Below are 21,299 nucleotides of genomic sequence, written 5' to 3' on the forward strand. Positions count from 1 at the left end.
GAAACCAGCAGTATCTGAATCGGAATTACGAGACTGCCGTACTTGAAATGGCGGGAAGGTTAACTGTTTGCGCCTGCCTGGAAAGTCCGCCCTGTGGCCCCGTTTCGTAACCCTAGGCAACCATGGAGCAGACTTAGGCGGGTGACCGTCAACAAACCCCGCCCCGGCCTCGCGATCGCTGCGCTGAGTCTCGGGACGGCGCTGAATCCGCTGAACTCGTCCATGATCGCCGTCGCACTGGTGGTTTTGCGGGAGCATTTCGAGCTCGACGTCGCCACGGTCACCTGGGTGATCACCTCGTTCTACCTCGCGTCCGCCGCAGGTCAGCCGCTCATGGGCCGGCTCGCCGACCGCTTCGGTCCGCGGCGTCTGTTCATGTTCGGCATGGCCCTGGTTGCGGTCACCTGCGCCATCGCACCGTTCCTGCCCAATTTCGCGCTGGTCTGCGTGGCCCGCGCGCTCATGGCTGTGGGGACCGCGACGGCGTACCCGTCCGCCGTCGTGATGGTCACCGAACTGAGCCGGCTGGCTAACCTGCCGTCGACGCGGCCTTTGGGCCGGATCCAGATGGCCAACACCTCGGCCGCTGCCGTCGGACCAGTAGTGGGAGGGCTGTTGGTGAGCCTGGTGGGATGGCAGGCGTTGTTCGCCATCAACGTGCCCATCGCCTTGCTGGCCATGATCGTGGTCTACAAAGTGGCGCCGGTCGATTCCGGCCGCGAGACCGGCAAGCTCGGCCAACTGATCCGCGATTCCGACATCCCCGGCATCGTCGCGTTCGTCACCTCGCTGATGCTCGCCATGATGGCCCTGCTCAATGTCATGCCGGGATACCGCTGGTACCTGCTGGGCGCCGCCACCGTGATCGGAGCGCTCTTCGCCTGGCGTGAGCTGCGCTTCCAGCCGCCGTTCCTGGACTTGCGCCTGCTCGGCCGGAACCGACCGCTGCTGCTGGTCTACCTGCTTTTCGTCGTGTTCAGCGGCGTCTATTACTTAGCGTTCTTCGGCCTGCCGCAACTGCTGCAGGAAGCTGGACAGTACGACGCCGGTGTGGTCGGCCTGCTGATGCTGCCCCTTGCGGCGTTGTCGGTGGTGGTGACGCCACTGACGGTAAGGTTCATCGAGCGGTTCGGCGTACGTTCCGTCCTGATCACCGGAGTCCTGATTCTGACGGTTGCTGCGGGAACGCTCGGCTTCCTGACCATGACGCTGTGGGCTCCGCTGGTGTTCGCGCTGACTGCGTTGATGGGCGTTCCCTATGGCGTGGTGAGCACTGCCTCCAACCAGGGCCTGTACGTGTCAGCCCGTCCCGAAGAAAGGGGAGTGGCCGCCGGAATCTTCCAGACCTGCCGCTACCTCGGAGCCATCACGGCCACCGTGTTGATCGGTGTCCTCTACGGCCCGGGCGTGAACCAGGCGAACTGGGGAATCATGGTCCTGGTGATGCTGGGTCTGAGCGCCGTGGTGCTGGTGCTGGCTGTCATGTGGCGAAAACCCGCTGTTTAGAGATTCGGCGGAATCAGCAGCGCCGCCGCGCCCGCGATGGACAGGGCGGCGCGCAGGTGGTTGGCCGGAACCCAGCCCCGCAGGAACTGGCTCCAATCCTGACTGGAGCCTTGGGCCAAGCGGTTGTTGAGCGGCACATTGATCGCCATGGTGGAGAGGAATCCAGCCAGGCAGGCCGCGGCGCCTGCCACCCGGAGCGGAGGCTGGCTTCCGGGATCGACGACGGCGGCGACCACCACGCCGGCGGAGGCGGCGGCCGAGCCGAAGAACAAGACCATGAATGGCGGGGTTACAGCCTTCTGGTTGATGGAGTTCATGGTGGTGGCCGCTTCACCCGCTGGCCGGTGGCGAAGGGCCGGCATCACGAGGGTGGAGAAGGCGAAGTAGAAGCCGCCCACCAGGGCCGAACCCGTTCCGGCTGCTACGGGAAGCCAGGTGCTCAAAGTTGTCATGCCTCAAGCCTGCCTTCCCCGAAGTGGACGATGAATGGTCAGGGATCCACTTTTCATACGCGGACGTCTAAGCTGGCCGCATGGACCCACTGTCGCAGTTCCTCACCGGTCCTCGGGCGCAGGCGGCATTTGCCCTCCGCGTGGTGATGGATCCGCCCTTCGCCATTGACGTTCAGGACCAGGCCGCCCTGACGGTGATCGTCGTGGTGCGCGGGGGATCGTGGATCACTGCGGAAGGCGCTGAACCTCAACTCCTTCGGCAGGGCCAGGCGGCGACAGTCCGTGGGCCGGAACCCTATGTCGTTGCTGATGCTCCCGGCAGGGAACCCACGGTAGTCATCGATCCAGACCAGTCCTGCCGCACCCCCAGGGGCGAAAAGTTGGAGCTCGCGTTTTCCCGGGGTGTGCTGACGTGGGGCAACAGTGCCGTCGGTGAAACAGTCCTGCTGATCGGCACGTACCAGTCGCCGGCGGCCGTGGGCCAGTTGGTCACGTCAGTGCTGCCCAGGGTGGCGGTCTTTGGGGAAGAAGACCTCGACGGCGGTCTGTTGGGAATGTTGGAACGCGAACTCACCCATCAACGGCCGGGGCAGGAAAGTGCGCTGGACCGGCTGCTGGATCTCCTCCTGCTGAACCTTGTGCGTGCCTGCGTGGACCGGGGAGACGCGCCCCATGGAACGTGGGCAAAGGCATCCCGTGAACCAGTGGTTGCGCAGGCTCTCGAACTGCTTCACCAAGTGCCGGCGGCGCCGTGGACCGTGGCCGGATTGGCGCTCAGGTGCCACGTCTCCAGGGCCACCATGGCCGCCCGCTTCCGTGCCGCCGTCGGGCAGTCCCCCATGGCTTATCTCAGCGCCTGGCGGCTGGCGCTGGCTGCCGACAGGTTGGCCTCCAGCAATACCACTACTGCAGTCATCGCGGAGGAGGTTGGCTACAGCAATGCGTTCACGTTCAGTGCCGCGTTTTCGCGTGAATATGGCGTCAGCCCAAGTGGCTACCGGCGGTCCGCGCAGGCGGCAAACGGCAGAACGGAAGGCGCAGCTAAATCATCCGCGGGAACCGGCACCGGTGAGCGTCGCGAAATGTAGCATCTGAAGGAGACGGCCAACAACCGTGCACTTCGGAGAAAGCGGAACACCATGTCACCCAGTCCCGATGGAATTGCCACCACCGTCAGCAAAACGTTCAGCCGCACCACCCAGGTGTCCACCACCGTCAACGCCAGCCCGGCCACCGTGTGGACGTTGCTGACCACGGCGTCGGATTATCCGCGGTGGAACTCCACCATCGTTTCGGTGGACGGCGACATTAAGCCCGGATCCACCATCCAGCTGGTCTCCACGCTGGATCCCAACCGCACGTTCAAGCTCAAGGTCAAGGAGTTCGAGCCCACCAGCCGGCTGGCCTGGGGTGACGCGATGGGAACCCGCGTGTACACGCTCACGGAAACCAACGGCGGCGGAACCCTGTTCGAGATGAACGAGCGCATCGGCGGGCCGATATTTCCGCTGTTCGCCAGCAAGATTCCGTCGTTCGACGCCAGCTTTGAACAGTTCGCCGCCGACCTGAAAGCTGCCGCCGAGAACACCGACTGACGTCAGAGGCGGGGCCCCCTTGACTAAATAACTGAGTGAACTCATAATTGAGTTAAGTCAGTTAATTAGTCATTGGAGAACCCCCGTGAAAGCCTTCGTCCTCAATCAGTACAAGGAACCCCTGCAGCAGATCGACGTCCCGGAGCCGGTGCTCGGTGACCACGATGTGCTGGTTGAGGTTCACGCGGCCGGCCTGAACCAGCTGGACGAGAAGATCAGGCAGGGGGAGTTCAAGCAGATCCTCCCGTACAAACTGCCGCAGGTTCTTGGCCATGACGTTGCGGGTGTGGTTCTGCAGGTGGGGCCCCAAGTGCGCTCCTTTTCGCCCGGCGACGAGGTATTCGCACGCCCCGGCAAGGACAGCATTGGCACCTTCGCGGAGCGTATCGCCGTGGCCGAGGAAGACCTGGCCATCAAACCGGCCACCGTCAGCATGGAGGAAGCGGGCTCACTTCCGCTGGTGGCTTTGACGGCGTGGCAGGCGCTGGTGGAGCGCGGGAACGTTGGCCCTGGCCACAAGGTCTTCATTCATGCCGGTGCCGGGGGAGTGGGTTCCATCGCCATCCAGCTGGCTAAGTACTTGGGCGCAACGGTAGCTACCACGGTCAGCGCCGGGAACAAGGACTTTGCCCGCGAGCTCGGCGCTGATGTGGTGATTGACTACCGCACCGAGGACTTCGTGGAGATCCTTCACGACTACGACCTCGTCCTGGACAGCCTTGGCGGCGAGAACCTGGAGCGGTCCTTGAAGGTCTTGAAGAAGGGTGGCAAGGCTATCGGCATCGCGGGTCCGCCGGATGCCGACTTCGCCCGCCAGCTGGGTGGTAACCCTGTACTGCTGGGTGTGACCACCCTGCTGAGCTCGGGTATTCGCCGCAAGGCCCGCCGACTCGGTGTCACCTACGAGTTCCTCTTCATGCGCGCCGATGGCGGCCAGCTGAAGGAAATTGCTGCGCTCATCGATGCCGGCCACATCAAGCCTGTACTGGGACGCGTGGTGCCGTTCGATCAGACAGCCGATGTCCTTGCTGCCCTGGAAAAGGGCGGCGTCCGCGGTAAGACCGTCGTCAGCCATCTCTAACCACAAACCAACACCCCGACAGGACAAACATCATGAGCAGTGAACAACAGAGGTATGTGCAGGTGCCGGCGAAGACGGTGACGGCCAACGGCGTTACCTACGCGTATCGGGAGATGGGTCCCAAGGGCGGGGTTCCGGTGGTCTTCCTGATTCACCTCGCTGGAACCATGGACAACTGGGATCCACGCATCATCGATCCCATCGCCGCCGAGCACCACGTGATCACCTTCAGCAACCGCGGAGTGGGCGCCTCCACGGGCAGCGTTCCGGACAGCATTGAAGGCATGGCCGACGACGCCGCTGCCTTCATTCAGGCCCTCGGCTATCCTCAGGTGGATCTCTTCGGGTTCTCCCTTGGCGGCATGATCGCCCAGGCGCTGGTCCTCAAGCACCCGGGGCTTGTTCGCAAGATGGTGCTCGCAGGCACGGGCCCTGCCGGTGGGGAAGGCATCCAGAACATCATCGGAATCACCTACTACGACGTTCTTCGGGGCACCCTTACCCGGCAGGACCCCAAGGAGTTCCTGTTCTTCAACCGGAACGCCGCCGGTAAGCCGGCCGCCCGGGCCTTCATCAATCGTCTCAAGGAACGCACCACCAACCGCGAGGCACCCTTCAAGCTCGCCGCATTCCAGACGCAACTGAAAGCCATCCGCCGGTGGGGATTGTCGCCGTCGGCAGATCTGGGTGTCATCACCCAACCGACGCTGATCGCCAACGGTGACAATGACCGCATGGTGCCATCTGTCCTCTCGAGTGACCTGCACCGCCGGATTCCGGGCAGCGAACTGGTCATCTACCCCGACTCCGGGCACGGTGGCATCTTCCAGTTCCACGACAAGTTTGTCCCTGTAGCCCTCGAATTCCTGGGCCGCTGATACGGTAGCTGAATGCAGCCTGCGCCCCAGACCCTTGGCCGACGTGAACGGAATAAGCAGGAGAAGCTTGACCGCATCACGGCGGCAGCCCGTGAGCTTTTCACCCAGTATGGAGTGGATGAGGTCACCACCCAGCAAGTAGCTGAAAAGGCCGACGTCGGTTCGGGAACCTTGTTCCTGTACGCCAAGACCAAGGCGGAGCTGCTGCTGCTGGTGCACAACGTCAAATACGCCCAAGCGCTGACCAATGGGGTGGACGCAGCGTCCGCTGAAACGGCGGTGCTCGACGCGGTGATGGCCATCATCCGCCCCATCATCGAGTGCAACCGCGTCCAGATCGAGAACGGCCGGACGTACCTGAAGGAGATTGTCTTCGGGGATCCGGCGGAGCCGCACCACGCAGAAGCCTTGTCGCTGACCATACGCACGGAAGAAGCTATTGCCGGCATCCTGGGCCGCGACGAGCAACTGCTGGCCCGCGACCCCGCCAAGCTGGCACGGATCATCACAGCGATCATGTTCATCAGCATGACGTCCTCGGCCACCAAAGAACTAACAGACGCCCAGGTTGGCGACGAGATCCGGGATCAGATCAGCGTGCTCCTGGGCGCCTGACTTCTTAGCTGGGCTTAGCGGTTGAGGAAAGCCTCGTGCTGGCGGTGGGCTTCCTTCACCTGCTCGCGGATCGCCTCCACGTCCTTGGCCTTGTTCCGATACTTGAGCGGCATCTGGACGATCTGCGCTTCCTCGGCGGTCAGTGCGCGGTAGATGCGCTCGCGCTCGTTGGCGTCAGCGGTGTAGTCGAGGTCCAGGTAGTCCACGGCATGGCGGCGGGCGTTGTTGATGGCCGTCTGGGCCTTGCCCGCCGGGCTGATCAGTGAGAGCACCACGGTGACGATCAGGACGCCGATGATCACACTCAGCGAGAGGCCGGTGGTGATCTCGATGACGTTGACGTGCTCGCCGTCGTTGATGAACGGCAGGTTGTTCTCGTGCAGGGCGTGCAGGATCAGCTTGACGCCGATGAACGCGAGGATGGCTGCCAGGCCGTAGGAGAGGTAGATGAGGCGGTCCAGCAGGCCGTCGATCAGGAAGTACAGCTGGCGCAGGCCCATCAGGGAGAACGCCGTAGCGGTGAAGACGATGAAGACGTTCTGCGTGAGGCCGAAGATTGCCGGGATGGAGTCAAGCGCGAACAGGATGTCCGTGCCACCAATGGCCACCATGACCAGGAGCATGGGAGTCAGGGCACGCTTGCCGTTGACGGTAGTGAAGAGCTTGTCGCCGTCGTACTTATCCGTGGTGTGGAAGAGCTTCTTGGCGAGCCGGATGATGAAGTTGTTGGCTTGGCCGTCACCGTGGTCGCCGGGCTTGAGCAGGTTGCCTGCCGTGAGCAGCAGGATGAGGCCGAAGATGTAGAAGACCCACGCGAACGAGTTGATCAGCGCGGCGCCCAGGAAAATGAAGCCGGTGCGGGCGATCAGTGAGAACACGATGCCGAAGAGCAGGACCTTCTGCTGATCCTCACGCGGCACCCGGAAGCTCGCCATGATGATGAGGAACACGAACAAGTTGTCGACCGAGAGGGCCTTCTCCGTGATGTAGCCGGCGAAGTACTCGGACCCCATTTGGCCGCCGCCGAAGATCAGCACCAGGACGCCGAAGAGCACAGCCAGGCCCACGTAGATGGAGGACCAGATGGCCGCTTCCTTGAGCGAGGGGACGTGTGCCTTGCGGATGTGGAAGAAGTAGTCGAAGGCCAAGAGCGCCAAAATGACGACGATGGTGATGCCCCAGATGAGGGGAGAGACGGTCATATGATCCTGCTTTCGTGAGGCGCGCGAGTGGTGTTGCTCACCGAGGGTCAAACTCTTGGAATCAAATTTACCGGGAGTGGTGGGGCGGGCGCTAACTAGACCGTCATGGGAAAGTACTTGACAATATGGAAAGTACTTTCCTAGGTTGGGATCATTGATCCGCACAACTTTGGGGGAACCATGAACGAGACCACCGGAAATATGTCAGCAGCCGAGGCCCGCGAACTCCTTGCGAGAGCTGACTCAGTGGGTGCCGCCTCAATCAACGCAGCAGCTTGGCCCGTCGCCGTCCTGTTCACCAGCCTCGCCATCATGGGTTCACTGCTCATGATCGGGATGCACATCGTCGCCCATACCGGTTACGGCGCTGCGTTGCTGGCGTGTTCTGTCGGCGCCTGGGGCGCCATCACCGCCAGCATCTGGCCCATGTTCCAACGGTCCACCAAGGCCGGGTACACCAAGAGGTTCGTGACATCGCTGGTCGGGTATTTCGCGCTGTACGTCGTAGCCCTGGTGGTTGGTGCCTACTTCTTCCGCGACGGAAACCTGTGGTTCTACATCCCGGCCGCTGTCGCGTTGGCCGGCATTGGCCTCGCCGCCGCCTTCCGTGAGCTGCGCGCATGAGCACTCCGGCGGAACACCCGCGCCACCAGCTCAACGAGGTCGTCCACTCACCGGTCCGTTTCTCCATCATGGCTGCGCTCGCTAAGGCCGAGTCGCTGGACTTCAAGGACCTGCGCGATGCGATTCAGGTCAGCGACTCTGTGCTGAGTAAGCAGCTCGCGATTTTGGAGAAGGCCGAGTTTGTGAAGATCAAGAAGAGCTTCGCCGGGAAGTTTCCGAGGACTTCGGCGAGTTTGACGGTTGCAGGGCGTGAAGTTTGGGCGGCTCACCAGCAAACGCTGCGGGATATTGCGGGCGGGTGACCCGCCGCAGCGGTTCCATGGCGGGAACGCACGACGGCGGCCGCGTCCGGTTTCGCGCTTAGGCGCCTGAGACCAACACCCATTGGTCCTCGTTGTGAGGCCCGTGCCAGTGTTGGCGGGGTTCCTCCGTTTCACGGACTACGTCGTTGAGCCAGAACGTGGTGCCAAGGTCCCACCCCGCGATGACAGTTGAGGTGTCTTCGCTCACTGGAAGCGCACGGCCGGCAAGGCTGAGGTAGCCGGTGACAGTGAGGTGAACGGCATCCCACTCCGTGGCAGCTTGCTCCCAGTCGGGGATGACCCAGCGCCCATGGCGGCCAGTGGTGCGGAACCAGTCGTGACGACGGGACGCGGTGACTTCCAAGGGGAAAGCCCGGCACAAGTTGATCCAGTCCTCTTCTGTGGTGATCTCCAAAATCCTGCCTGTTCCTGCGACGGGGATGACGGTGGCTTCTTCCCAGCCGAGGGAATCCTCCACCAGGCTGAGCCCCTCAGGGATCCGCGCCACAGTGTGGATCAGTCCATGGGGGATCGACCACCATTCGCCACTGAAGTTGGCGTGAGGGTTTTTTGGTCGTTCCTTGGCCGCACGAATCTCCTGGGCCCGTTCCTTCCGTCCCCATTCGGCCAAGGTGTGTTGCGGGTCCCGGGGGAGCGGTGTGGGATCGTCCGCTGAGCGCCAGTCGATAGCCCACTGCCCGGGTTGCGCCTTCTGGACCCACCACTGAGTTGTGGGTGAATAAGCCAGGCTTTCCGCGACGCGTGCCAGGGGCACGGTGATTTCCTCGGTGGCGGCGAGGAAGTCCTCGCCCTCGGGTTCCTGCCAGTATCTGGCGGTGTCCACTGCGCGCTGTAGCGCATAGTGAACCAGTTGGTTGGTGATGCCGTTGAGGTCTAAGGACGTGATCAAGCCCGCGAGCTCATCCATGGTTGGCTCCGGCAGCGGAGGCGGTGCTTCGCCCAAGGGGTCCATGGTCAACATTCTGCGTGACCTGCCGGCGCCGGGATCGAGGTTGTATCCCAGATGGAAGACGGCGATCCGGATGTCCTGGTCCAGCTCCATCGCGAGTTCGAGGCACAGGCGACGGCCTCGCGGGCCCTGCAGCAGTGAATCCATGGCACTAAAGGGTTCTGCGGAGGCGTAGGCCTCCGCTCATGTTAGTCAGCCGAGGCTTCGCGTAGAGCCACACCACAACTCCGAACAGCGGCACCACGAAAAACAGCAACACCCACATGATCCGGGCAGTTTGATCGAGACGGTCCTGCTGTAGGACATCGAAAATAGCCCAAATGTTCGCTCCCATGACGAACACCGCGGACAATCCCGCCAGCGACGCCAAGACCCATTCCCAAGCTTCCATGCCATCCCCCTGAACCGGCAGCTTCCGTACAACGTAGCACTGGCGCTGCAGATGCACGACGGCGGAGCCGCCTTGGGTGCCTGCCGCTTAGTCGCGCTTCGGTTGGGTCAGATCAGCGCTGTCATGACGTTCCAGCCTTCCCCGATCTTCTTCCGTGGTTCGAGGTTTCGGCTGCCGACGCCGGGGTAGAGCCAGAGGTCCCCGTTGGCATCACGGGCGATGATCTGCGAGTAGCCCGGGTAGTGGCCGTCGAATCTTCCCGTGGAAATGATCGCTGTCATGGCATTCCAGCCTTCGCCTACCTGCATGCGGGGCAGCCACCCGCCCTTGCCGTCACCGGGGTAGAGCCACAGCCGTCCGCTGGTGTCACGTGCCATGACGTCGCGTTTGCCGTCCTCGTTGAAGTCACCGCGGCCGATCAGGGCTGTCATCACATTCCAACCGACACCTATTTGGCGCCTGGGTTTCCAGCCGCCGGTGTGATCCCCGGGGTACAACCAAAGGCGGCCTTCGGCGTCGCGGGCGATGACGTCGGCACAGTAGTCGCCGTCGAAGTCGCCAGGGCCCATGATGGCGGTCATGGCGTTCCAACCGACACCCACCTTGGTCCGGGGTTTGAGGTATCCGTAGCCACCGGGGTAGAGCCACATGTCGCCATTGATATCGCGGGCAAGGATGTCGTCGTTGAACTCGCTTTGGAACTTGCCCGCACCGATGATTGCAGTCATCACGTTCCAGCCCTCGCCCATCTTGAAGCGGGGCTTCTTCCAACCGCCTTGGCCGTCACCGGGATAAACCCATAGGTCGCCTGCAGTATCTCTGGCGAGGACATCGTCGTTGTAGCCCGTGTTGATGTTGACGTAGTCCCAGTTGTTTGTTGGGACATTTGCTGCACGGGTGCCCGGCTGGCTTGCCTGTGCTGGAATGGCAGCTGTGCCCAAGAGCAATGCCGCGGTCGCGGCCAGAGTTGTCCCTATGAAAAGTGGGCGCCTTCGATTGTCGGGTGTTTTATGGCATGAATTATTGCTCGAATTTGATCGGAACATCACTGTTACCCCCAGTAGCAACACGGATATCAAACGATTCACCGGAGCCTAGTCCTGTTGGGTAGTTTTTGTTAGGGGCTGGAGATTCGGCCGGCCCGTTACTGGTCGCCGGGTAACGCTGCGGTCCGCATGTTCAACCCTGTGCATTTCGTTGCCTCGGCCTCGCAACCGCAAGAAACTCCTTGAGGAAACCCACTCAATGAGGAGCCCCACTTGCACCCACACCCCATGGCCAGACGTCTGGCAGCAGTAGCCGCATCAACCGCATTAACGGCAGCAGCGCTGGCAACCGGAATCGCAGCCAGCCCAAGCGCAACCGCAGCCGAACTACCCCCGCCACCCACCGGCGTCGTCTATGCCAGCGACGTTCCGTGGTCGAGTATGACCAACGGTTGGGGACCGGCGGAACTGGACATGAGCAACGGTGGCCAAGCGGCGGGCGATGCGAACCGCGGGCCGTTGACTATCGGCGGCACTGTGTACCCGAAGGGCATTGGTACCCACGCAGCGTCGTCCATTACCTACAACCTTGGCGGCCAATGCCGGCAGTTCCTCGCCCAAGTTGGTGTGGATGACACTCAGAGTGACCGCGGTCGAGTGGACTTCAAGGTATTGGTTGATGGCATCGAGCGCTTCGCGGGAGAGCGAAGGGGGACGGACGGCGCCCTGCCCGTCAACGTGAACCTGCAGGGCGGCAGCACGCTGCAGCTCAAGGTGGAGACCGGCCCGGAGGGGAACGGCAACGATCACGCCGACTGGGCCGATGCCAAAATCAACTGCTCGGACGCGTTCATCGCAGTACCGCTGCGGGTCGAGGGCTCAGCCGGGACCAATCTCAACGGGCTGGTCCCCGGAACGCCAGCTACCGTCGTCGTGCGTGACCTCAAGCCGTTGAGTCCCGTCAGCCTGGGCCTCCGGGGCGAAAAGATGGCCGACGCCGTTGCTGACGCCACCGGCGCGGCAGCCATCACCTTTGTGGTGCCGGCCGGAGCCGCAGGCGGGGCGACAGAACTGGTCGCCACGGGCACGGGGCCGTTCGATGTGGCCACCACGGGCAGGATCGGCGCGTTCATTGTGCAGATCAGCGATGCGAAGTTCTATGTGGACTGCTCGGCCCCTGCGCCAGGTGACGGCAGCCAGGCAAGCCCTTTCAACTCGATCGCCCAAGTAAACGGCCACAGCGCGTTCAACGCCGGCGAGTCGATCCTGTTCCGGGCCGGCACTGACTGCATCGGCGCACTCACGCCGGCGGGCACCGGCGTCGCCAACCATCCCATCACGCTCTCCTCTTACGGCGACGGCGATAAGCCGACCATTAACGGCAACGGCGCAGTGGCGGCCATCCGGATCACGAATGCCAGTCACTGGACCGTCAGCGGATTGCATGTGGTGAACCCGTCGGACACTCCGGTGCGCAGAGTTGGGATCCTCTTCGAGAACAGCGGAACGGCGCAGACTGCAGGAATTGTGGTCACGGAAAACCACGTGGAGGACGTGGCAGGGTGGCGGAACAAGGCCACGAACGGGGCTGGATTTGCCCAGTCGGCCGGCATCATGGTGCGCACCTGGGGCAAGGGATCGGTGGACGGCATCACCATCACCGATAACGAGGTCAACGACGCTGCCGGAGGTGGCGTGAAGATCTCAGCTCCCGATACCACCGAGCGCTACAACACCAAGGTTTACGTTGCACGGAACGAGATCCATGATGTGGGCGGCGACGCGATCGTGATCCATAACTCTGACGCGCCGCTCATCGAGCACAACAGGGGTCTGAACCTCGGCCAAGGTGCCCACCCGTATGAAGGCGGCAACTTCGCCGGCATGTGGCCGTACAACTCCAAGAACCCGGTGTTCCAGTTCAACGTGGTGGGCAACAGCACCACCTCCACGTACGACTCCACCGCCTGGGACTGCGACATGAAGATCGTGGGAACCTGCCTCTTCCAGTACAACTACTCCTACGGGAACGCCGGCGGCTTCTACCTCAACTGCATCTCCAACTGCGGCGGCGGCGCAACGACGGCGAACGTGGTGCTGCGTTACAACGTGGCACAGGACGACTGCCGTCTGGGCGGCAGCAGCAGCGGCACCGGCAAGCACTACATCTACAACAACACGTTTTACTGCCCGTCGCGTGTGTTTTTGGATGACATGACCGGTCCGCGCGAGGTACGGAACAACCTGTTTGTGGCACCTGGTGGTGTCCTTAAATCGTCTGCTGCTGTGTATGCGAACAACGCGTACTTTGGCGGTATTGTCCCGCCCTCGGGGGAGGCTGGTTCGGTGCTGGGTGATCCTAAGTTGGTTGCCGGTGGCAGCGGCCAGACAACGTTGGACGTTCCCGGGTACCGGCTTGCTTCCGGGTCACCGCTGATCGGTGCCGGTGTTCGGCTTAACGACGACGGCGGCAAGGACTTCTTCGGTAACCCCACCTCTGGTGCCGGTTCCGTTGGGGTGCCGGGGGCGGCGCCGAATATCGGGGCCTATCAGGGGCCTGGTGTTGCTGTTTCCCCGTTGCCTTTTGCTTCTTTGGTGAATCAAACCTCGGTTGCGAATTCGGCTAATCCCCGGAATGGGGCTGTTACGTCCGACCGTCGGACGTTCTCTGAGGAGGCATTGGCCGCTGCCGGGCTTGGCTCGGGCGAGCCGTATTCGGCGTTTGGCGTCTCATCCGTGTGGCATCCGACGGCTGTGGGGACGCCGGACACCGTGAAGGCTGCGGGCCAGGAAGTAGCTCTGTCCGGCCGCGGGCGGACCTTGCTAGTGACGGGATTCTCCACAGGCAACGTGACATCCGGAGTGGCGACCGTTCACTTCACCAACGGGCAGAGCAGGACAGTGACCATTTCGCTGCCGAACTGGCGCACTGGGGTTGCTACGGATGCTGCGGTGATGGTGGCGGAGTCGGCATATCACCAGCGGCACACGCAGGCTTACATCGGCGGGCCGTCGACGGTGGTGCGGGTTGATGAGCCGGCCCGCATCTTTGCCACGAAGATCGACATTCCCCCTACTTTTGAGGTGTCCAGCGTGACGTTGCCGCAGGGGAGCGCACTGGTGAACGAGGGGCTGAACATCATGGGTATTGCTGTGGGGAATGTTCCGCCTGGGTTGAGGTAGTTTCGTTGGTTGCTTGAAAGCATTGTGTGGGATCCGCTGGAGGGGCGGATCCCACACTTGTTTCATCGTGGGGGCTAGTGAAGGTGGTTCCCGGAAGAGGCCATCCAGGCTCCCTCGCGAACCCCTAGACGCGGCTAGCGGCCACTCATTTTTGGGCGCTTCGGCACCTAGTTTCGCTCTGACAGCACCTAGCTAGGAGTATTTCGCCACCTAGCCGGCATATGGCGGGCGCACAATGTGCGGGTTACCAAAGACCGTTCTTCACTAGGAGGAAGCATGATGTCGGAGCAGGCAAACAGACATTTCGTGGCCTTCCAGCGCAAGGATCTGGTGAAAATGGCCGATGTGTAGGGCTAAACGGTTCTCGCTATGTCTGTCCTTGATTTTCGGCGCGGGCGTATCATCCGTGGGTCTGGTCCCTGCGCCGCTCGTGTACTTTGTTGGCCTCCTCCTTATGTGTCTCCTTATCGTTGCCACCAAGTACTACCGGCGTTGGCGATGGGTTCCACTTGGGGTGGGGTCGGCACGTTCGGCCGCTTTGGGCGTGGGGTGCGTGGCGGTGATGAGTGCGGCATCAATTTTCAGGGGAGGCGAATGGAGTTTCGTTCTCATTCCCATGCTCAGCGTCGCGGGAACCGTTGGCATGTTCCACTGGCTGACCAGACACGGGCGCTTCGTGAGCTCAAAGAGACCGGACCTCGCCTGAGCGCGAGGTCCGAGTCAGACCGCCTTCGTCATGAATGTACCTGCCGGCCACGCGGCGCCCAATCGAAAGAGGGAATGATGAGCAAGGTTCCGCATCCGCTGCAAGTTGTGATGTCATTCGTCATGGCCGTCATCTTCGCGACTTGGCAGCCTTTCGCGTGGTGGCGTGTCGCTGCTGCTGTACTCATGCTGGGGTTCGGTTGCTACGGCGTTTATGTGTTGCGACGGAGCAGGCGCAAGGAGCATAGCGAGCTTGAGTGAACGGAAAGTTGATGATGGCCTGTGGACTAACGTCCGCGGGCCATCTCTTTGTTAATGGGTGTTTTCGTCGGGGCGAAGGCGATTCTGCAAATCTGGGTCACCGAAGCCGGACACGAATCCGAAGTCGTACTTTCCGTTCTCCGGTGGGATCTCACGCTCCAGTTTTAGTGCCGTCGTCGGCGTGAACAGCGTTTTCGCGATTCCGCTTTCTGTATCGAAAGTGAAGGACCCGAAAATTGTCCGATCTACCCTGTGCCTCAGCAGGAGCGTCGTGTCGGAACCGTTCACTTCACAAGCAACAGGGTGATAGTCGTCCAGCTGCCGACCCCAAATGGGCAGGGAGAGTGGGAAAGAGAGCTGTACAGCTTCAGGAAACGAGAACGGGATGCGGTCGATGGAAAGGCTGAAATCATCGACGCCATCTGTCTGCAGAGTGAGGGAGCGGGGATCGAACGTTCTCGTAGGTCCGTCCGGCAGCTCTTTCGCAGACCAGATGAAGGCCCTTGGGTGCACCGAAACTGCATGCCTCACCAAGTGGTTGCCGCTCTGGCAATACGAGGTGCCGGTGTAGGCGCTTGCCTGTCCGCCGCCCAGCGCTTTGCCGATTGCGATCGCCAGCTGCTCAGAGGAAGTGTCCACGCCTCATCCTCGCACGGGTGACGTGCCCGCTCAGGAGGGTTCGCCGTCGTTGTTTGTTAGCAGGAACTTGCGCAGAAGGTTCGCTAGCTGCACCCGCTCGGTCTTGGATAGGCCTTCTAGCATCTTCTGTTGGTTCTCGACGTTATGCTCCACCATGGCAAGTCTCCTGGCGCACACTAACTATGGCGAGGGAACTGTCGTAGCAGCCAGATGTCGCAACCCGTAAAGTAACGGGTGCTTGCTAGAGTCCGTCTATGACGACTGAACCCAGCGAAGCGGCAGTACGACTAACTGAAGTTTGCCGTTCTATTTTCGACGATGAATCTCAATGGATCGAAGCGGACGGTTATCCGGACAGTCTCGCGCTGGGCATTATTGACTCCATCTTCTCGACCGGATCGCATTACACAAGTGTCGTGAACGTCATAACGGCCTATCGCGCTATGCGGCGGGCAGAGGCCGGCGATCCGAATAGCGACGGCGTCCGAGAATTACTGGCCTCGTTCGACGCCTTGGGCGGCAGCGCCGGATGGGCCGAAGCGGTCAACAACCGTAAACCGGCGCACACGGGGGACGGTGCACTCCTAAAAGCCGAGGTTGTCTATCGCGCTGCGCTGACTCTAGCTTCACTTGAAGATCGTCCAATCGAGACCGCGGCTGACGTGCGGGAGGCGTTCCAGCGGGACCCCGAATTGAAGAGGATCAAGAAGGCATGGCTACGCCTTCCGAGCCAATCCTCGGGAGTTACTTTCAACTACTTACTGATTCTTGTCGGTCTACAATCCGTTAAGCCTGACAGGATGGTGATCCGCTTCATTCAAGAACACGCGGGCCTTGAAGATCGCACTGTTACTCCAAAAGATGCGGCGAGCTTGATCAGCCACGTCGCTGGGCTCTATCCGACCGCAGCGCGCAAGCTTGATCACGTGATCTGGCGGTATGTCTCAGGCCGCGAGGTTTATCGAACGGCTGACGTGAACTGAGTTCGCGTATTTGGAGGCACGGCTTCTATGAATCCGACGGAGGCCAAGGTGGTTTTCCGCGCCTCATCCTCGCATGGGTGACACTACCCGCTTAGGAGGGGTCGCCGTCGTGGTTTGTCAGCAGGAACTTGCGCAGCAGGTTCGCCAGCTGCACCCGCTCGGTCTTGGATAGGCCTTCTAGCATCTTCTGTTGGTTTTCGACGTGGTGCTCCACGACGTCGTCCACCAGGGCGAGTCCCTCTGGCGTGAGGCTGATGAGTAGTTGACGGCGGTTCTCGGGGTTGGTCTCGCGATGAACCAGGCCGCGCGATACCAGCCGATCTACGCGGTTGGTCATGGCCGCCGAACCGATCATGGTGAGGCTGGCGAGTCGACCCGGCGTCAACGGCGCCTCGGCAGCCGACCGGCGCAGTGTTGCCAGGACGTCGAACTCCCACGGCTCCAGTCCGAACTGGTTCATGAATTTCTGCACGTCCAGAGAGGCGAGGCGACTCGCCCTGTTGAGCCGGCCCAGAACGCCCATGGAGCTGACGTCCACGTCGGGTCGCTCCTTGTTCCACTGCTCAAGAATCATGTCCACTGCGTCGCGGTCCATCGTCCTCCAATGCTTGACCTCAAACAGTACAGCATCTACATTGTCTTACATCAAATAGTTCGATATCGAAATGTATGGAAGTGAAAGATGAGTTCATCTGCAGCGGTTGCCAGCAGGGCGGGAGTTGGGGCGTCCAAGGCATCCCCTCGCGACCTCTTTATCACCGCCCTTGCTCCGATGGTTTGGGGTTCCACTTACCTGGTGACCACGGAGTTCCTCCCCGCCGATCGGCCGCTCCTGGCCGCAACTGTGCGGGCCCTGCCGGCCGGTATTGTGCTGATGCTGGTCACTCGAACGTGGCCGCGGGGGAGTTGGTGGTTCAAAGCTGCGGCGCTGGGCGCGCTCAACATCGGGCTGTTCTTCTTCCTGCTGTTTTTCACCGCGTATCAACTGCCGGGTGGGCTCGCAGCGCTGGTCATGTCCATCCAGCCCTTGTTCGTGCTCTTCCTTGGCGTGCTGTTGCTGGGGGAGAGGATCCGGCTTATGCATCTGGTTGCCTGCGGGGTGGGCGCGGCGGGTGTCGGCTTGCTCGTCCTGCGATCCGACGCGTCGCTGACTTTTGTGGGTGTGCTCGCCGGGATGGCGGCCGCACTGAGTATGGGGGCCGGCATAGTTCTCACCAAACGCTGGGGAAGGCCCGACGGCGTGGGGCTGCTTGGGTTCACCGGCCTGCAGTTAGCGATGGGTGGAGTCATGCTGCTGCCTGTGACGTTGGTTGTTGAAGGGCTGCCGGGGTCGGTTTCGCTGCCCAACCTGGCGGGCTTTGCCTACTTGAGCGTTATCGGTGCGTTGGCTGCCTACGCGGTGTGGTTCCGGGGGATCCAGCGGCTGCCGACGATGGTGGTGTCGTTCCTGGGATTCCTGAGCCCGCTCGTGGCGACGCTGCTGGGGTTCGTGTTCCTGGGGGAGTCGTTGTCGGGGTGGCAGCTTGTGGGGGCGGTGTTGGTGCTGGGGGCGGTGGGTTTGGTGCAGGGGAGGGGGCTGCGGGTGAACACACGGAACCTCCGCGGAAAGTGAAATCGTTCATTTGACTGATGGGCGCATGTTCGGCGACTCGTGCCAGCCGTAAGTCGTTGTCAGAAGTTGCGACTTACTTGCAGAGTTTGAGCAACCTGTCCATAGCCGGCGTGGCTTCAAGGACGTGAAGCCGCAGCGGATTGCCTAGGGGAGCCAAGCCGCCAGCGGTTTAATTTTCAGCATCTTTGTGCACCAGGGCATCTGGGGGGCGCCGCCGTAAACCTGCATCCAGTGATCGAATCTTGGCTCAGAGTTGAGCCGCTCGAAGCGTTTCCCGAGAACAGCCTCCAGATTAGATAGATACTTGAGGTCTCAGGCAACTCAGCCCCAGTGCCGGTTGCCACGTGTGCGGCTGCGTTTTTCGTCACAGCGGTTTGTGCCTGGCTGGCGTTGTTTCCGCGAGTAACACGTGGACGGGACCCAACCGCCCGGTCACCACAGGCAACAACCCACTGCCCGGGGGCCGGACTCATGCAGAGTCTGGACACGCAGCCGGCCACCAGCAGCACAGTCCTTCATGGGCCAGGCCTCCACTCAGCCGGTCGCCGCACCGGGAGGTGGACGGGCGGTTCTTTAGCTGCGAAGACATGCGGTTCCGGGGCACGGATAGGGCGAAGGCCGGCACCTTTTCGAGGTACCGGCCTTCGCCCTATCTGCAGCTGCTGTTCAGTCGTCAGCAGCGGCGTGGTATGCCGAGATCTGCTGCTGCGCTCAGCGGTCTCCGCGGACGCTGCGTCGATGTATGGCCATCAGGTCACGTTTCCGCACCCGCCAGATCGGGGTGACGTTATCCTTGTTCCCTTACCTAACGCGGCTGCGGTTGGTCTGATCAGCCTCGCTAAGCAATTTCCTCGCTCTCGTCCCAGTCAATATCAGCTTCATCTGTATCTCCTTCATCGCCAACCGGCAACACAGTTTCCTCGCTCGACTCGGACCACGTGAGACCAAGCCAATCCTTCAGCTGCGAGTAAACGAGCCGCAGAAGGACCTCGGCTCGCTGATCCATGAAGTTCGTGTCCCATTCATCCGAACGCTGCCCCAGCGAACGCAAGTGTGGCAAATAATGCGACATCTGCGCGAGCTCCTCGGTGGTTTGAGTGAACGACAGGGGGGAGTCCTCAAGGACAGACTTGGCCTCGGCTGCGGTAACCGCACCCAACGCTGCATAGAGTACCTTTTTCTCATTCCAAGGTCTCGAGCTAAGCGAGCTGTTGGCAGCTCCTGGAGCAAGGACTAAGTTGCCAAGCCTGTGGACGGTTTCTTTCTCGCTGTAGAAGGCTGGATCCCATCCCGCCGTCTCTTGCTGTGGAGCTATGTGCTCGATGGTGAGATGTGTCTGATCGGACCAGCCGTCTGACGTGAAGCAGGGCGCAACGCCTACCTTGCCCGGCACGATCAGGCCCGGATTCGCCAAATCCTCACTCGTGTCATGGTAGGCCGCTAGAAGAAGGAAACGAGTCAACGGTCGGCTGAGGCTGTAAAGCGGGAGCGACGTTGCAGCAGCAAGAAATGTAGCGAGATTCGGAATGCCTCCATGTTTGGGATCCGAGAGCCTTGCCGCAAGCTCCGCTTTCAAGGCCTCTGCACTCACGCCTGGCTGAACCTTGTCTTCACCCGGCACCGCCCACTGTCTCGCAAGAGGGCCCAAACCGGTAAGTGAATCCCCAGCCATGACAGCCCGGTACTGGCTGTCAACGTTTCCGGTGCCACGTCGAGTGGCTCGCCATAGAACTGTGAACGCTGTAATCGCTTTGATTGCAGATTCAAATTCCACTACGCCTTGATCCCTAGCATCTCCCTCTTCCTGGTGTACTGCCTCAGAGTAGAAGCGCACAAGCGGTGCGATGGCAACTGTATGGTTAAGGTCCTTCAAGAACGCTAGGCATAGCTTGACCGTATCGGTCATGGCGGCAGCGGGGAGTCCTGCGAGCTGGCGGCTTGTTCCCACTACGGACTCCCATGTAGACCCCATGAATGTAGCTGTGTCGCTAAGATGTCGAAGGTAGCCCTCACGTTCTTCGTCGACATCCTTGTGCCGATCGAATGTATCTTTCATATACACCCGTTGGTCTGAGAGGCGCTTCGAAAGCTTCTTTCCTGTCTCGGCAAGCGCGAAAGTCACAAGCAGTTCCCTAGTCGCGTTTTGGAGCTTATCCCCGACGTCGTAGCGGTTCAGGTAGCTCTGAACTGCCGTCATGTATTCGTGCGCAGCTGAGCCTTGATAATCCTGAATGCGCTCACCCATAACCACACGTGGAAGGAAAGTCTCAAAGGCGGTCAGCGGCTCACCGGTAGTGTTCAGTGACTCAAAGATGGTAAAGGCATAGTCCTCATCTTTGCCCTGCACTACCGTTAGCGCGATGCGGTTCAGGGCGTAAGCAGCCAGCATTACGAGCCGCATGAGCTCGGCCTCAGGCTCCTCATCAAGATCTCCAAGCCAGTTACAAAACTCCGGGTCCAGTTCGTGGTTGAACAATGCACGCTGAAACTCAATCCGGGATGCTAATTCGGAGAGCGGCGGTAGATCCTCGAGTTCCTCAATCGGCCTACGCAACGCAAGCTTGGTCAGCGCGGCACGAATCTCAGCAAAACGTTTCGTTAAATCGCTTTCGCCCTTTCCCACGCCCGCACGTGGCTTCGGTCTGAAGTCAGTCGGTCGGACAGTTGGAGCCTCAGAGTCCGCGAGCAACGAGTAGCTGTATTGAAGATGGGCTATAGGAGACTCGTATAGCTTCCATTTGTCGATCTTCGCCCACTGATCATCGAATGCACGGATTAGGCGCGGGTAGATGGGAGCATCACCGAAGTTCTTTCGCTCATAGAAAGCCGTTCCCAGGGTCTGGAGAATGGTGATCGTCTCCGCGTAAAGATGTGTTAGCTCTGTCTGCTCGGGGTCCGGCGTCTTTCCCTTGAACACCTTCCAGGAGCGCTGACGAATCAGGTTGTGAAGGCACACCAATAGAAGGATCAGGCTCGACAGCCTCTGCTGCCCGTCGATAACCGTCAGGACCTTGGAGGGCACTTCGGGCTTAACAATCGGCTGCACCGTAACGTGGTTGACGTCATGGATCGTGATTACGGTACCGAGAAAGGTGAAGCTGTCTGGGGACTCACCGAGGTTCTTCAGGCCATGCAGGGTGTCATCGAGGAGCTTTTCTACCTTATCCTTCCCCCAGCCATAGGGACGCTGGTATGGGGGGAGATAAAGGCCAAGGCCGTTATCGGAAAGCAGTTCGCGGAGACTTTTGCTCTGCGCCTCGAATATCTCTTTGGCCTGAGTGGGCATGCGTGTCTTTCTGTTCTAGTCGAGCGAG

At 61.1% G+C, this 21,299-nt stretch carries 19 protein-coding genes; 11 read left to right on the plus strand and 8 right to left on the minus strand.

Going from position 1 to position 21,299, the window contains the following annotated elements; all coding sequences use genetic code 11:
- Nucleotides 1-141 precede the first annotated feature (141 nt).
- Nucleotides 142-1,506, plus strand: a complete 1,365-nt coding sequence (locus tag ABQM86_RS06275) for an MFS transporter (protein ID WP_369746182.1) — start codon at nucleotides 142-144, stop codon at nucleotides 1,504-1,506.
- On the opposite strand, the gene ABQM86_RS06280 is transcribed toward ABQM86_RS06275, so the two are convergent.
- On the minus strand, nucleotides 1,503-1,958 hold the full coding sequence (locus tag ABQM86_RS06280; protein ID WP_369746183.1) for a DUF1772 domain-containing protein: 456 nt from the start codon (nucleotides 1,956-1,958) through the stop codon (nucleotides 1,503-1,505). The genes ABQM86_RS06275 and ABQM86_RS06280 overlap by 4 nt on opposite strands.
- A gap of 80 nt (nucleotides 1,959-2,038) precedes the next feature.
- Between ABQM86_RS06280 and ABQM86_RS06285 the strand changes: the two genes are divergently transcribed.
- From ABQM86_RS06285 to ABQM86_RS06305, 5 genes are all read left to right on the plus strand, one after another.
- Nucleotides 2,039-3,046: an AraC family transcriptional regulator gene (locus ABQM86_RS06285; protein ID WP_369746184.1), complete on the plus strand. Its 1,008-nt coding sequence runs from the start codon at nucleotides 2,039-2,041 to the stop codon at nucleotides 3,044-3,046.
- Nucleotides 3,047-3,097: 51 nt separating this feature from the next.
- Nucleotides 3,098-3,553, plus strand: coding sequence for an SRPBCC domain-containing protein (locus ABQM86_RS06290; RefSeq protein WP_354512606.1), 456 nt, complete (start codon nucleotides 3,098-3,100; stop codon nucleotides 3,551-3,553).
- An 85-nt stretch (nucleotides 3,554-3,638) separates the two neighbouring features.
- On the plus strand, nucleotides 3,639-4,634 hold the full coding sequence (locus ABQM86_RS06295) for an NADP-dependent oxidoreductase (protein WP_369746185.1): 996 nt from the start codon (nucleotides 3,639-3,641) through the stop codon (nucleotides 4,632-4,634).
- A 32-nt stretch (nucleotides 4,635-4,666) separates the two neighbouring features.
- On the plus strand, nucleotides 4,667-5,512 hold the full coding sequence (locus tag ABQM86_RS06300) for an alpha/beta fold hydrolase (RefSeq protein WP_369746186.1): 846 nt from the start codon (nucleotides 4,667-4,669) through the stop codon (nucleotides 5,510-5,512).
- A gap of 12 nt (nucleotides 5,513-5,524) precedes the next feature.
- Nucleotides 5,525-6,127, plus strand: a complete 603-nt coding sequence (locus tag ABQM86_RS06305; protein ID WP_207596687.1) for a TetR/AcrR family transcriptional regulator — start codon at nucleotides 5,525-5,527, stop codon at nucleotides 6,125-6,127.
- A 14-nt stretch (nucleotides 6,128-6,141) separates the two neighbouring features.
- On the opposite strand, the gene ABQM86_RS06310 is transcribed toward ABQM86_RS06305, so the two are convergent.
- Nucleotides 6,142-7,329 (minus strand): TerC family protein, encoded by a 1,188-nt coding sequence (locus ABQM86_RS06310; protein WP_207596688.1) that lies wholly within the window; start codon nucleotides 7,327-7,329, stop codon nucleotides 6,142-6,144.
- Between the two features lie 180 nt (nucleotides 7,330-7,509).
- On the opposite strand from ABQM86_RS06310, the gene ABQM86_RS06315 reads away from it, so the two are divergent.
- Together ABQM86_RS06315 and ABQM86_RS06320 are read left to right on the plus strand one after the other, a co-directional pair.
- Nucleotides 7,510-7,953, plus strand: a complete 444-nt coding sequence (locus ABQM86_RS06315) for a hypothetical protein (RefSeq protein WP_369746187.1) — start codon at nucleotides 7,510-7,512, stop codon at nucleotides 7,951-7,953.
- Nucleotides 7,950-8,255, plus strand: a complete 306-nt coding sequence (locus ABQM86_RS06320) for a winged helix-turn-helix domain-containing protein (RefSeq protein ID WP_369746188.1) — start codon at nucleotides 7,950-7,952, stop codon at nucleotides 8,253-8,255. Before ABQM86_RS06315 ends, ABQM86_RS06320 begins: the two co-directional genes overlap by 4 nt.
- Nucleotides 8,256-8,313: 58 nt before the next feature.
- Here ABQM86_RS06320 and ABQM86_RS06325 read toward each other — a convergent pair whose 3' ends face one another.
- The 3 genes from ABQM86_RS06325 to ABQM86_RS06335 all read right to left on the minus strand — a co-directional run bounded on the left by ABQM86_RS06325 (nucleotide 8,314) and on the right by ABQM86_RS06335 (nucleotide 10,557).
- Nucleotides 8,314-9,372: a hypothetical protein gene (locus ABQM86_RS06325; protein WP_369746189.1), complete on the minus strand. Its 1,059-nt coding sequence runs from the start codon at nucleotides 9,370-9,372 to the stop codon at nucleotides 8,314-8,316.
- 4 nt (nucleotides 9,373-9,376) lie between these two features.
- Nucleotides 9,377-9,616 carry a PLD nuclease N-terminal domain-containing protein gene (locus ABQM86_RS06330; RefSeq protein WP_207596691.1) on the minus strand — a complete coding sequence of 80 codons (240 nt, stop codon included), beginning with the start codon at nucleotides 9,614-9,616 and terminating at the stop codon, nucleotides 9,377-9,379.
- 107 nt (nucleotides 9,617-9,723) lie between these two features.
- On the minus strand, nucleotides 9,724-10,557 hold the full coding sequence (locus tag ABQM86_RS06335) for an FG-GAP repeat domain-containing protein (protein ID WP_369746190.1): 834 nt from the start codon (nucleotides 10,555-10,557) through the stop codon (nucleotides 9,724-9,726).
- A 333-nt stretch (nucleotides 10,558-10,890) separates the two neighbouring features.
- Here ABQM86_RS06335 and ABQM86_RS06340 point away from each other — a divergent pair, with 333 nt between their 5' ends.
- The gene (locus tag ABQM86_RS06340; RefSeq protein ID WP_369746191.1) at nucleotides 10,891-13,785 is read left to right on the plus strand and encodes an NPCBM/NEW2 domain-containing protein; all 2,895 of its coding nucleotides are present in this window, start codon (nucleotides 10,891-10,893) and stop codon (nucleotides 13,783-13,785) included.
- A gap of 1,017 nt (nucleotides 13,786-14,802) precedes the next feature.
- On the opposite strand, the gene ABQM86_RS06345 is transcribed toward ABQM86_RS06340, so the two are convergent.
- Nucleotides 14,803-15,390: a hypothetical protein gene (locus ABQM86_RS06345; RefSeq protein ID WP_207596694.1), complete on the minus strand. Its 588-nt coding sequence runs from the start codon at nucleotides 15,388-15,390 to the stop codon at nucleotides 14,803-14,805.
- Between the two features lie 254 nt (nucleotides 15,391-15,644).
- On the opposite strand from ABQM86_RS06345, the gene ABQM86_RS06350 reads away from it, so the two are divergent.
- Nucleotides 15,645-16,373, plus strand: a complete 729-nt coding sequence (locus tag ABQM86_RS06350; protein ID WP_369746192.1) for a hypothetical protein — start codon at nucleotides 15,645-15,647, stop codon at nucleotides 16,371-16,373.
- 91 nt (nucleotides 16,374-16,464) lie between these two features.
- Here the strand turns inward: ABQM86_RS06350 and ABQM86_RS06355 are convergent, their stop codons facing one another.
- Complete coding sequence (locus ABQM86_RS06355; protein ID WP_369746193.1) at nucleotides 16,465-16,968, minus strand: MarR family winged helix-turn-helix transcriptional regulator; 504 nt, start codon at nucleotides 16,966-16,968, stop codon at nucleotides 16,465-16,467.
- Nucleotides 16,969-17,055: 87 nt separating this feature from the next.
- On the opposite strand from ABQM86_RS06355, the gene ABQM86_RS06360 reads away from it, so the two are divergent.
- Nucleotides 17,056-17,985 carry an EamA family transporter gene (locus ABQM86_RS06360; protein ID WP_369746194.1) on the plus strand — a complete coding sequence of 310 codons (930 nt, stop codon included), beginning with the start codon at nucleotides 17,056-17,058 and terminating at the stop codon, nucleotides 17,983-17,985.
- 838 nt (nucleotides 17,986-18,823) lie between these two features.
- Here ABQM86_RS06360 and ABQM86_RS06365 read toward each other — a convergent pair.
- On the minus strand, nucleotides 18,824-21,271 hold the full coding sequence (locus ABQM86_RS06365) for a DUF262 domain-containing protein (protein ID WP_369746195.1): 2,448 nt from the start codon (nucleotides 21,269-21,271) through the stop codon (nucleotides 18,824-18,826).
- Between the last annotated feature and the right edge of the window lie 28 nt (nucleotides 21,272-21,299).

It is taken from the genome of Paenarthrobacter sp. AMU7, assembly GCF_041200195.1.
GTDB lineage: Bacteria > Actinomycetota > Actinomycetes > Actinomycetales > Micrococcaceae > Arthrobacter.

Excerpts from the sequence above, each read along its gene's own strand:
- ABQM86_RS06310 (WP_207596688.1), bottom strand. The coding sequence starts at position 7,329 with ATGACCGTCTCTCCCCTCATCTGGGGCATCACCATCGTCGTCATTTTG.
- ABQM86_RS06280 (WP_369746183.1), bottom strand. The coding sequence starts at position 1,958 with ATGACAACTTTGAGCACCTGGCTTCCCGTAGCAGCCGGAACGGGTTCG.
- ABQM86_RS06285 (WP_369746184.1), top strand. The coding sequence starts at position 2,039 with ATGGACCCACTGTCGCAGTTCCTCACCGGTCCTCGGGCGCAGGCGGCA.
- ABQM86_RS06325 (WP_369746189.1), bottom strand. The coding sequence starts at position 9,372 with ATGGATTCACTGCTGCAGGGCCCGCGAGGCCGTCGCCTGTGCCTCGAA.
- ABQM86_RS06365 (WP_369746195.1), bottom strand. The coding sequence starts at position 21,271 with ATGCCCACTCAGGCCAAAGAGATATTCGAGGCGCAGAGCAAAAGTCTC.
- ABQM86_RS06350 (WP_369746192.1), top strand. The coding sequence starts at position 15,645 with ATGACGACTGAACCCAGCGAAGCGGCAGTACGACTAACTGAAGTTTGC.
- ABQM86_RS06330 (WP_207596691.1), bottom strand. The coding sequence starts at position 9,616 with ATGGAAGCTTGGGAATGGGTCTTGGCGTCGCTGGCGGGATTGTCCGCG.
- ABQM86_RS06305 (WP_207596687.1), top strand. The coding sequence starts at position 5,525 with ATGCAGCCTGCGCCCCAGACCCTTGGCCGACGTGAACGGAATAAGCAG.
- ABQM86_RS06355 (WP_369746193.1), bottom strand. The coding sequence starts at position 16,968 with ATGGACCGCGACGCAGTGGACATGATTCTTGAGCAGTGGAACAAGGAG.
- ABQM86_RS06300 (WP_369746186.1), top strand. The coding sequence starts at position 4,667 with ATGAGCAGTGAACAACAGAGGTATGTGCAGGTGCCGGCGAAGACGGTG.
- ABQM86_RS06340 (WP_369746191.1), top strand. The coding sequence starts at position 10,891 with ATGGCCAGACGTCTGGCAGCAGTAGCCGCATCAACCGCATTAACGGCA.
- ABQM86_RS06290 (WP_354512606.1), top strand. The coding sequence starts at position 3,098 with ATGTCACCCAGTCCCGATGGAATTGCCACCACCGTCAGCAAAACGTTC.
- ABQM86_RS06315 (WP_369746187.1), top strand. The coding sequence starts at position 7,510 with ATGAACGAGACCACCGGAAATATGTCAGCAGCCGAGGCCCGCGAACTC.
- ABQM86_RS06360 (WP_369746194.1), top strand. The coding sequence starts at position 17,056 with ATGAGTTCATCTGCAGCGGTTGCCAGCAGGGCGGGAGTTGGGGCGTCC.
- ABQM86_RS06320 (WP_369746188.1), top strand. The coding sequence starts at position 7,950 with ATGAGCACTCCGGCGGAACACCCGCGCCACCAGCTCAACGAGGTCGTC.